Genomic DNA, 9,893 nt, shown 5'->3' on the forward strand with positions numbered 1-9,893 from the left:
ACGCTGAGGAGGGTGGACCTCATCTGGCGGTCTCGCCTCTCCACGTCGGGAGGAGGGGCACTCCCGCCGGCCGCGGACGGCGGCCGCGGCCGGGGTTGGGGCGGCGGGCGCGGGGTTGCGCTCCGGCTGGACTTCAGCCAGGGCCTGCGGCAGTCGAGGCTGCCGCACCACAAAACGCTGGACGACTACGACTTCTCCTTCCAGCCCGAGCTCGACCCACGCAAGGTCAAGGACCTCGCCACCCTCTCCTTCGTCGAGGGCAAGGCCAACGCGGCGCTGCTGGGCCCGCCCGGCGTCGGGAAGACCCACCTGGCCGTCGCCCTCGCGGTCGTGGCCTGCCGGGCCGGCTACTCGATCTACTTCACCACCCTTGACGACATGGTCCGCCACCTCAAGACCGCTGAAGTAGCCGGGCGGCTGACCAGCAAACTCCGTACCTACCTGCGGCCGAGCGTTCTCGTGGTCGACGAGGTGGGCTACGAGCCCTTGGAACGCGCCGAGGAGAACCTGGTCTTCCAAGTGAGCTCCAAGCGCTACGAGAAGGGCTCGATCATCCTGACCTCGAACAAGACCTTCAGCGAGTGGGGGCAGGTCTTTGGCGACGACATCCTCGCCACGGCGATCCTCGACCGTCTCCTGCACCACTGCGACGTGATCTTCATCAACGGCCCCAGCTACCGGCTGAAGAACCGCCTCGCCGCCATCGAACGCGACACCACCGTGGCTTGATTGCCTGGGTCTCTGCAGCCAGCAGATCGGGGCACTACTCGTCGAGGTACTGATACTCCCCGTTTGCGCCTCCGATCACTACACCCCCATCGCGGACCTGCCACTCACTCATGCCCTCGACCTCATGGCTGACGAGGAAGAGGCCGGTGACCAGGTCGTTGTCATCGTCCGAGGCAGGAATCTGCGCTACGAGACGTAGTTGTTCCCGGAACCAGTCCAAGGACTGCTCGCGCATGTCAGCGCCGAAGAACACCCAGTTGGTGAAGTTGTACTGCCGCGCCGGGAAGCCCCAGCCGCCGCTATAGGTCCGATCGGGGTCCTCGGAGCTGACGATCTCCTTGACTCGGGCAAGCTGCCGGTTGTCGCACTCGAGCCAGCCTCTGATTCGGACAAAGACACCCACGACAATCGCTCCTCCGTGCCCCGGGCACCTTCCTGTTGAGCGTCCGCAGTGACGCCAAGCTCGAGCTGGTCTTCGAGGATGACGATGCGGCAGGCCGCCTCGATGGGGGTGCCCTGGTCGACGAGTTCACGGGCGCGGGCGGCGATGCGCAGCTGGTAGCGGGAGTAGCGGCGGTGTCCGCCGGCCGAGCGCAGCGGGGTGATGAGGCGGTGCTATCCGATGGCGCGGAGGAAGTCTTGGGTGGTGCCGAGCATTTCGGCGGCCCGGCCCATGGTGTAGGCGGGGTAGTCGTCGTCATCGAGACGGCCGAACGAGTCGTCTGCTGTCATTGCACCTCTCTGTGGAACGCGTGGAGGGGCCCGGGAGCATGTGGCTCCCGGGCCCCGAAGGAACAGCTACACCATCTGCCGGCCCTGATACTGCGCCGGCCTTCTGTTTCCGCAGACCCGACCTGACTGCTGTCGGGGGCGCGGGGATCGCGGATGCGTGACCGGAGACCACCTCACTATCGATGTCCTGCGGTACCCGGGCTCCGTACTGCTCGCCCGGGCGATCCTGATGGCGCTTGGCTCCTCCGTTCTTTCCTCTGGATCAATCACTTACCAAACGGGAACTGCGTACTGCTGGTGTTGCGTACTGCTGGTGGCCTCTCACAGCGCCACTTCGGCAGCCAGCTCTGTCGCCCATCCTGCATCTGCTTTGGCTTAGAACCCCACTGCCGAACGTCCCGGTGCGTGCGCCCGCAGCCGACGCCTTCACCGAGGTACTGCTCACTGACTTCGCTGCGGGGTACTGCCAACTGCACCTGCTACGGGTACTGCTCACGGCGGCCCCTGATCACTGCGGGCCACCCGGTCCGGTCACCAGTCCCGTCGCCGTCCTGCAACCAACCTGGCTTCGAAACTCCGTCACCGCACCGTCCTGCGCACTGCAACTGCGGGTACTGCGGTCCTGCTGCCCGGCAGTTCGTCTCTGCCGGGCCCTTCGACCTCTTCGGGCTACGAGAGAAACCATAACCACACCACAGCCCAATGTCTACTACGGCCAACATAGATTTCCGAGCATTCGACGATGAGGTAATCGGCCCTCGAACAACGACACCGCAAGGCGCAGGGGCGCCCTTCGCCGGGTTGCCCGCCACAGGCCGGAGCACAAGCACTGAACGGACAGGGCCGGGCATTGGAGGTCCAGAGACCGAGCTGAACCTGATGGACGCGATGCGCCTCGACGTCGCGGCCGCCCGCTCCACCGTCCCCTGCCCGAATCTCCGAGCTCGGCCAAGCGCAGACGTGTGCCCGGCCGGACTGGGCCCGACCGGTGGCCGGTCAAGGGCTCGAGTCAGTCAGTGATGGGAGGGTGGTGGTGGATGCCGTCCTGCGGGTGGTCCCTGTCGGGGGGAACGACGTGGTCGTTCTTGCACCTGGTGGCGGCTGCCTACCGGTTGCAGGTCACCGAACTGACGGGAGGGTGGCGGTGGGCCGCCCGCCTGGACCGCCGCAAGAGCGTGCGCCCCGACGGGGAGGTGCTGCTGGGCGTAAGTGGCGCAGGAGGAGCCGGCCGGCTGGTGCCAGGTGCCGGCGGCGCATCTGGCGCGGGCGCTGCCGTCGTGGACTGCACCGGCGGCATGCCCATCCTCCTGACCGACGACGAGGACCGTTACCCGCCCGGCATTCTCGCCATCGGCATCGACACCCCCGGCATGCTCGGCTACCACTGAGCGAGAGCCCGTTCCGGGGCCATTCTCGCCCCCGCTTCATGTAGCAACGGTCAGGAACCGGCTCGTTCCACCTCAGCCTGGCCGACGTGGTGCGCACCCAGGCGTCTCTGGACCCGGACGGCAGGTTCCTGCCGCTGGGCGGCGGGCACGGGCTGGGGCTATATCCAGAAGGGCGCCGGTGGGACCTCGTTTGCGCCGTCCGCGGTGAGCCCCTTTCCGGGGGAGCGACCGCTGAGCCAGGCGAGGAGGTCAGCCTGCCGTCCGCTGATCGTAAGGCCGTTGGCCCCTAGAGCGTGAACGAGGCCGGTGTCGGTCGCTTCCAGACGCAGTGGCGGGGTCGCCGGCCGCCGGGCGAGTGCCTCGACGATGTCACCGATGATCCATCGGGCGGCGTCGGACGGGATGTCCGAGAAGCGGTAGCCGATGTCCAGGTCGGCGTGGTGAATTTCCAGTTCGCGCAGTCGGGTGAGGACCAGGGTTGCGGGTGTGCGCAGCTCGCCGGTGCGCATACGGACCTCGTTGTGCCAGGCCGCCTGGGGCAGGGCACGCACCAGATCCTCGAATCGGGCGGAGGTGTTGCGGACGTCGGCCACCAGAGCGGTGACCGGTCGGCTGGCCCCTGCCTCGATCTCGAGGGCGCGGGCGTCCATGCTCGTGTACTGCGGTGTCTCTATGCCGGTACGTGCCCAGGTGAGCAGTCGGCACATACTGTCCGCGGCGCGCGCGACATGGGTGATGACGTGGCCGCGCGTCCATGGCGGCACCAGCGTCTCCCCGGCGACCTCGACCTCGGAGAGGGAGGTGACCGTGGCTAGGAAGCGATCCGTGGACGCGGTGATCGGGCCCAGAGCATCGAGCTGCAACATCCCCCACCTTTTCCGTATTTCGGAATCTTCTATTCATTTGACGGAAAGTGGATCGAGTGTAAGGACGGTGTCTCCCCAGCGTCAAACGGCTCCCGACGCCACTCTGCCGCAAGCCGGTGCGGTGCCACGCGGCGCTGGTCCGGGCCGGCGGATAGAGGGTGGAGGGGCCGTAGGGGGGCCGTAGGGCAGCGGTAGCCGCTCTGCGACCGCCCGCGCGGATGGGCGGTTGCGGTGTGCTCGCTGGACGATGACCCAGGGTTGTTCTCGCTGGGGTGCGGGCGACGACGAGTGCGCCCCAGTCGGGGTCGTGGCACGGACGGGGGCCGGTGACGGTGTTCGCCACCTACGCCTCGCTGCCGGTGCTGATCGAGGCGAAGCGCGAGCAACGTTATTCGTCGGTGGGTGAGTGTGACGTTGCCCGGGCGATCCACCACATCTGCCCCTCCGTGTCGGGGATGCGCCCGAGACTGCGCTGAGCTGTCGAGCAGTGCTGCTGGGCCACGAAGCGGAGGGGCACGCTGGTGCGTCGGCACGGTGCGACACCGCCGTAGCCGTCGCGGCCCCAGTCGAAGGCTGAGGTCTCCCTGCACTCGGTCTCTGGGGGGGGGGGCTGATGGTGGCGGGGCCTGATGGACGCCTGGACCTGCCCGTGCTCTCCTTCGACGGACCCAACAACTACCGGCTGCGCATCCACGCCCGCGGCCGGACACCGCCATCGACCTCGCCCCGGACGAGGTCGGATGGCAGCGGCACTGAGTCAGCTCGACGGTGAATAGGCGACGAGGAGCAACGGGAAGCCAAGCACCGCCGCAGAGAGGAACGCCTCCCGGGCCCCGGCCTGGTCGATTCAGAACGGCCTGAGCCGCTTGAACATCGATGCCGTCCTGGGACGGGTTCCGCGCGGCCGTCTCCGTCGACGCGGGCACCGTCGTGCTGCGCTCACGCCGCGGTACCCAGATGGGCCCGGCGTTCCCGGAGATCGTGGCGGGCGCAGCGCAGCTGCCGGGCCGATCGCCTTCGTAGCGGCCGCTCCAAGCTCAATCTTTGCCTTGACAAGAGTTGTCGCGACAAGCGACGATGGGTGGGTGAGCAACACCAGCGGACTCCACGACCACCTCGGCTACTGGCTGCGACGCCTCTCCGACGAGGTGCACAGCCGCTTCGAGACCGAACTCTCCCGGTACGACGTCACCGTCTCTCAGTGGGGGGTAATGATCAGCGTGTATCACGGCCACGACACCACCAAGGCCGTGGCCGCTCACATGGACATCGATCCTGGAGCCGTCTCGCGGCTGGTCGACCGTCTTGCGGCCAAGGGGCTGATCCGCCGCGAGCCCGACCCGGCGTCCCGGCGTACGGTCCGGTTGGTGCTGACCGGTCAGGGGCAAGCCCTCGTGCCGGTCCTGGCCGAGCTCGCAGACCGCAACGACGCCCACTACTTCGGCTCGCTCGACGCCGGTCAGCGGCGGCAGCTGGAGGAGTGGATCCGGCGTCTGGTGGGTCAGACCCACCCCGCGCCGCCCGACACGGCCTGAGAGAAGAGCACGATGAGCATCACGCATTCCATCACCAAGACCGTCGGCATCGACTGCCCCTGGGAGCAGGTCTTCGCATTCCTTGCCGACCCCGCGAACTGGCCGAAGTGGGCCGTGGTCAACGTTCATTCCATCGAGCCCACCGACGACCCCGACTGGTGGCGCATGGCCACCCCGCTTGGACCGGCGAGGCTGCGCGTGCGCGCGAACGCCGAGTTCGGCATCCTCGACCATGACTACGTCGACGACACCGCCGCCTGGTGCGTGCCGGCCCGGGTGGTCCCCAACGGCGACGGGGCCGAATTTATGATCACCTTTCATCAGCCGCCGTCCCTCACCAAAAAAGTCTTCAAGCAGCAGGCCGACCTGGTCGACTCCGAACTGGCCGCCCTCAAGGAAATCCTGGAGACCGCCCCGCGAGCCGCCTCCGCTTGACGTGCACCGGTCGGGCTGGGAGAGACAGATGACCGTCCTGGTTGTCCCGCCCCCCCGGCCACCGGCCCGCTCCCGGCGGCAGCCGGTGCGGGCCCTCCCGCCGCTCGACTGCCGGCTGGTTCCGGGGATTTGAAGCGCGGCGGGAGCCCGTCGGCAAACGCATCACCGCCCGCATCGCTCTGACAGACGATCCGGGCGGCACGCACAACCGGGACCGGCATTACACGCTCGTTCCGGCTGGTTGGCTGCAGCGCCCGAACGGGAACCGTCGCTGTTGCCGACAGCGATGCCTGTACGAGGCTGAACTCCCCCCGCTGCTGATGAGGACGTCACGTTCATCGAACGCCCGGCCTCGGAACAGCTCCGCGTCTTGATCAAAACAATCGCCCCGATCCCCGGAGAAGCGACCCGAGCCCGCCGACGCCGGTCCCTGCCCGAGGCCGACTCCACCGACCAGAAGCGGGGAACTGCCCGGCTTGCCCTTCCCTCCTGGCATGCCGGAGCGGATCCTCACCGGCCCCCCGGAGACGAGAGGTGATTCCCATGAGATCGAGTACGACCTCGGTCACGGTTGCCGCGGGCAGACCGCTACCGGAGCCGAAGGGGCCGAACACAGCTGACTGGATGTGCGCGGCATCCGGTTGCATGTTGCCCAGTACGGCGCCGGGAGGCCGGTCCTGCTGCTGCACGGCTTCCCACAGCATTGGTACACCTGGCACCCGGTCGGCTGCCCGGCTGCGGTTGATCTGTCTGGACCTACGGGGCTTCGGTTGGCCGGGGCAGAGCCGGCGCAGCTACGAAATCGACGGCTTGTCCGACGACATGCTTGCCCTGCTTGACGCGCTCGGGCTCGATCGATGGGGTCTGGTCGGGCATGACTAAGGTGCCCATATCGGCTTCCGGATGTGTCTCTGGGCCACCGGAGCGCTTCAGTGGCTACCTGGCGCTCAACATGGCGCGCCCCTGGGTTCGGCAGCGGGCCATCCTGCCGAACCTGTGGCGGCAGTGGTACACCGCCTTCGTCCCGTTGCCGGCCTCCGGGCCCTCGGAGACGATTGCGGGAGCGGGTGCGATCATGCACGCATGAACCAGCTCGGCGACGCGAACCTGCGCACCTGGACGCTGCGCGTTACGGCGCTCCTGGCGGCCGACAGTCAAGATCAACTGGCCTGGCTGGGCGACCGTGAGCTGGAGACGAAGGACGTCGTTGAAGAGGTGGAGCTCATGTGCCGCGTGTCCGAAGGGCTCGCGGAGCGCGGAGCCCTTCAGCCTGCGGATCAGCGTCATCTGCGGGCCATCGGCCGTCGCATCGGCGAGATCGATGCCACCCGCCGCGTCGGCCTCTGGGACAACGCTCTGGCCACAGATGCGGCATGGGACGACATTCGTTCTCTCGCTCGCCAGTTTCTCCTCACAAAGCTGGGTGACTGGCATCAGCCACTGCCACGCCTCGTGCGCCCGACGATGGGTGACCACTGAGCCGTCCAGGGTGCCTGTGCGACCTTGCCACAGTCGGCGCCGGACACTAGTTGGCGGGAACATCGCGACTGTGTCCGGACGGAAGTCGGCAGTGCCGCCGCACACCGCCTGCCAAGCCCCGGCGGCCCCCTCTCGGGTCGAAACTCTCAAGACGCGTTCGAATCCTCGGTGTGCTCTGACGCCTCCCGTAGCCGTCAACATCAGCTGTCCGGCTCCTGGACGAGCATGGGCTCGCGCTGGGTGGGTGAGCGTCCCCGCCGCCGCGCCACACTGGGCGGCTTTAGCGGCGGCACACCAGTCGCGGAGCCGGCGGGTGATCCGGGAAGCACCCGAAGCAACCGGCGGGAGGATGCAAGACGCACGCCGCGATTCGGCCCCTGCCGAGTCTGTGCGGGGATCGTCGTTCAGCCGTGCTGCCGGTTGCGGTGCGCCTGCCGCCTGCCGCCGTGCAGGGTGTCAGCACGCAGAGTCTTCAGGCCTGTACTCGAAGACTGGCTCAGAACAAGGTGTCAGTGTTCTCGAAGTCCTCGGTGGGTGCCGGGGCCGGCGTGCGGGGGCGGCGGGGACGCGGTGACTCCGGGTCCTTCCCGAACAGCGCTTGGGTCCCGCACTCGTCGGGCACGGCGGGCACCGGCCGGCACGCGGCCGCCTCGACCAGGTTGAGCGGAGCGGAGTCGTCGAAGTCGGCGCGCTTCATACGGGTCCAGTCGGGGCCCTGGGGTATGGCGGTCACTTGGTCTCCTGTCTGCTAACTGCCCTGCCTCCCAGAGCGCGGAACCTGGTTGGTGATCGCTTTCCCTTCCCCGGGACATCTCACCATCCCAGGCGGTCGCGGAATGTCGCTGGCGAATAGCCCGCCGTCCCGTGGGCCTCTTGCCACTGGGCGTTTCGCCTGAAGGCGGGGGAGGGGCGCGGATCTCCAGCACGTCGATCTCGAACGGGGCGAGGCCCCCGCTCGATCGCCTCGGAGTGCCCGAGTTCGGCCAGCTACGCGCCGTACGTGCCGTGCGGGTCGTCGGTCATGCTCGCGATCTTCACCTCCTGCCGGTCCGCGCCCTTCTGCGGCTGGGCGCGGCGAGGATGCGCGGGGTCGCGGTCAGGTACAGCCGGAAGTCCGAGGGGTTGTGGGCGTTGTCGTGGATCGCCGCCCAGGCCCTGCCAAGATCCCCCGCGGTGCCGTGGGCCTCGTCCACGACGGTGAGGTCAAAGCTGTCCATCTGTGGACCCCAACAGGCGCCGTCCGCCTGCCGGAGCGGCCTTCAGCGGGCCGCGCGTCTTTTTGCCCGCACCCCCCGCTCCCCAGACTCTGCCAGGGCCCGTCGAGGCGCTGCTGCTGCTCTTGTTCCTGGAGGTCCTCGTAGTCGTTTACGGTCCACGAGCGAGGCGTACGTGGCGAACACGATCACCGGTCCGTGCCCGGCCCACAGGGCGAGCTGGACGGGGGTTGGTGGTGGTGCGCACCCCCAACTCCTTGAGCACCGGGCCGTTCTACCAGCGAGCGCACCGCGACCACGGGGGAGCGGTGACCCACCGCCCGCCACGCCTGGCGGTCTGCACGAGCAGGTCCAGGGTCGTCTCCGGACGGCTTCCGGGTCACCTTGCCCCGAAATTGAGGACCGCGAACAGACGCCCCTCGCGCGCGATCCCTCTCCTCCTGGTGCGGCAGTGGCAGGGGGTGAGGGGCGGCGCACAGCACACGGTTGGCAGGGTGGGAAGGACTATTTTTAGCCCTTTAGGTCTCTTTTCAGCACTTGAGCAGGAGTGAACGATTCTGCGCTTTCAGCGTCCCGCGGCACGCGCCCCCGCGGTTCGCCTGTCGGCGACAGGGGTGTCGCACGCTTCGCGGGGGAGTGAGGAGCCGAGGGTGCAGGAAAAGCCCACCCGGATTGATCTTGTGGTCCATCTGTCTCGCCGGGTTTCGACCTGGCCGCGCTGTGTCCGCCCGGAGTTGGCGACGCTGGGACCCCGCCGGTCCGGCCGCCGGGGATGGGGTCGGGGCCCGGCCGTCGAGGCGCCGCACGGACCAGCCATTGAATACCCAGTGTGTCCTAATCGCTACTGTGAGTTATCTCGTGAGTCTGGTGAGGTCATGGTGCCGGCCCCCGTTCCGGGAGTCGCGGCTGAGGCGCAGCTGCGCTGCATGACAACACCCAGGAGTACACGTGGCCACGGATGAAGCAGTCGAGGCGGAAATGGCCCCCGAGTATCGGTTGGGCCATGACCACGCTGTTCCGACGCGAGAGGACATCGCGCGGGCTGAGCGGGCCGTCGAGCAACTGGCCGCGCGCGGCGTCGAGGTGGGGACGTCGACGCATTGGTGGGGCTTCGCGATTCACCTCAATGCCGAGGCGGCCAACACGGCAGCGGACATCAGCGACCTGATCGGGGACGCGGCAGGCAACATCCTGCCGTCACCGTTCAACAAGATCGTGGAGGCGTACTGCAAGGTGAAGGCGGTACTGATCAAGGCCGTGTCCGCCGGCTACGGCTGTCGGCTCGTCTCGCCGTGGTTCGCCCCCGGCATGCTCGTCCCGGTCAGTAAAGCTCCTGACAAGGACACCAGCCTGTGGTGGACGGTCTTCCAGGAGGGCAAGGGCTGGAGCGAGGACCAGCGCTTCCCCGCCCACGCCAGCCAGGACGACCCCTCCCTGGCCGTCCTCGACGGCAAACTGTGGGCGATCCACCGCGGCGGCGGCTCCGACAAGAGCCTGTGGGAGACCTCCTACGTG

The 9,893-nt window shown here is 68.0% G+C and carries 12 protein-coding genes and 1 pseudogene; 8 read left to right on the forward strand and 5 right to left on the reverse strand.

Annotated elements, in window-relative coordinates; translation table 11 throughout:
• Positions 1–3 precede the first annotated feature (3 nt).
• The gene (gene istB / locus V7E45_RS35100; protein ID WP_333778321.1) at positions 4–729 is read left to right on the forward strand and encodes an IS21-like element helper ATPase IstB; all 726 of its coding nucleotides are present in this window, start codon (positions 4–6) and stop codon (positions 727–729) included.
• Positions 730–763: 34 nt separating this feature from the next.
• Here the strand turns inward: istB and V7E45_RS35105 are convergent, their stop codons facing one another.
• Positions 764–1,132 (reverse strand): hypothetical protein, encoded by a 369-nt coding sequence (locus tag V7E45_RS35105; protein ID WP_333778311.1) that lies wholly within the window; start codon positions 1,130–1,132, stop codon positions 764–766.
• A 14-nt stretch (positions 1,133–1,146) separates the two neighbouring features.
• Positions 1,147–1,461, reverse strand: a pseudogene (locus V7E45_RS35110) (MerR family transcriptional regulator); the annotation flags it as partial.
• Positions 1,462–2,555: 1,094 nt separating this feature from the next.
• Between V7E45_RS35110 and V7E45_RS35115 the strand changes: the two are divergent.
• Complete coding sequence (locus V7E45_RS35115; protein WP_333778312.1) at positions 2,556–2,849, forward strand: hypothetical protein; 294 nt, start codon at positions 2,556–2,558, stop codon at positions 2,847–2,849.
• Positions 2,850–3,007: 158 nt separating this feature from the next.
• On the opposite strand, the gene V7E45_RS35120 is transcribed toward V7E45_RS35115, so the two are convergent.
• Complete coding sequence (locus tag V7E45_RS35120) at positions 3,008–3,715, reverse strand: maleylpyruvate isomerase family mycothiol-dependent enzyme (RefSeq protein WP_333778313.1); 708 nt, start codon at positions 3,713–3,715, stop codon at positions 3,008–3,010.
• A gap of 326 nt (positions 3,716–4,041) precedes the next feature.
• Between V7E45_RS35120 and V7E45_RS35125 the strand changes: the two genes are divergently transcribed.
• From V7E45_RS35125 to V7E45_RS35140, 5 genes are all read left to right on the forward strand, one after another.
• Positions 4,042–4,191 carry a hypothetical protein gene (locus V7E45_RS35125; RefSeq protein ID WP_333778314.1) on the forward strand — a complete coding sequence of 50 codons (150 nt, stop codon included), beginning with the start codon at positions 4,042–4,044 and terminating at the stop codon, positions 4,189–4,191.
• A 609-nt stretch (positions 4,192–4,800) separates the two neighbouring features.
• Positions 4,801–5,250 (forward strand): MarR family winged helix-turn-helix transcriptional regulator, encoded by a 450-nt coding sequence (locus V7E45_RS35130; protein WP_333778315.1) that lies wholly within the window; start codon positions 4,801–4,803, stop codon positions 5,248–5,250.
• 12 nt (positions 5,251–5,262) lie between these two features.
• On the forward strand, positions 5,263–5,685 hold the full coding sequence (locus V7E45_RS35135; protein ID WP_333778316.1) for an SRPBCC family protein: 423 nt from the start codon (positions 5,263–5,265) through the stop codon (positions 5,683–5,685).
• A gap of 645 nt (positions 5,686–6,330) precedes the next feature.
• A complete protein-coding gene (locus V7E45_RS40780; RefSeq protein WP_443056329.1) occupies positions 6,331–6,567 on the forward strand; it encodes an alpha/beta fold hydrolase in 237 nt (78 codons plus the stop codon).
• 201 nt (positions 6,568–6,768) lie between these two features.
• On the forward strand, positions 6,769–7,164 hold the full coding sequence (locus V7E45_RS35140) for a hypothetical protein (RefSeq protein WP_333778317.1): 396 nt from the start codon (positions 6,769–6,771) through the stop codon (positions 7,162–7,164).
• A gap of 496 nt (positions 7,165–7,660) precedes the next feature.
• On the opposite strand, the gene V7E45_RS35145 is transcribed toward V7E45_RS35140, so the two are convergent.
• Together V7E45_RS35145 and V7E45_RS40785 are read right to left on the reverse strand one after the other, a co-directional pair.
• Positions 7,661–7,897, reverse strand: coding sequence for a hypothetical protein (locus V7E45_RS35145; RefSeq protein WP_333778318.1), 237 nt, complete (start codon positions 7,895–7,897; stop codon positions 7,661–7,663).
• Between the two features lie 301 nt (positions 7,898–8,198).
• Complete coding sequence (locus V7E45_RS40785; protein WP_443056328.1) at positions 8,199–8,381, reverse strand: DEAD/DEAH box helicase family protein; 183 nt, start codon at positions 8,379–8,381, stop codon at positions 8,199–8,201.
• Positions 8,382–9,326: 945 nt separating this feature from the next.
• Between V7E45_RS40785 and V7E45_RS35155 the strand changes: the two genes are divergently transcribed.
• The coding region (locus V7E45_RS35155; RefSeq protein ID WP_333778320.1) for a hypothetical protein at positions 9,327–9,893 on the forward strand (567 nt) is incomplete at its 3' end.

Origin of the sequence: Streptomyces sp. IBSBF 3136, assembly GCF_036815105.1 — a bacterium.
GTDB lineage: Bacteria > Actinomycetota > Actinomycetes > Streptomycetales > Streptomycetaceae > Streptomyces.

Coding starts and splice junctions, on each gene's coding strand:
- V7E45_RS35120 (WP_333778313.1), bottom strand. CDS start 3,715: ATGTTGCAGCTCGATGCTCTGGGCCCGATCACCGCGTCCACGGATCGC.
- V7E45_RS35135 (WP_333778316.1), top strand. CDS start 5,263: ATGAGCATCACGCATTCCATCACCAAGACCGTCGGCATCGACTGCCCC.
- V7E45_RS40780 (WP_443056329.1), top strand. CDS start 6,331: ATGTTGCCCAGTACGGCGCCGGGAGGCCGGTCCTGCTGCTGCACGGCT.
- V7E45_RS35140 (WP_333778317.1), top strand. CDS start 6,769: ATGAACCAGCTCGGCGACGCGAACCTGCGCACCTGGACGCTGCGCGTT.
- V7E45_RS40785 (WP_443056328.1), bottom strand. CDS start 8,381: ATGGACAGCTTTGACCTCACCGTCGTGGACGAGGCCCACGGCACCGCG.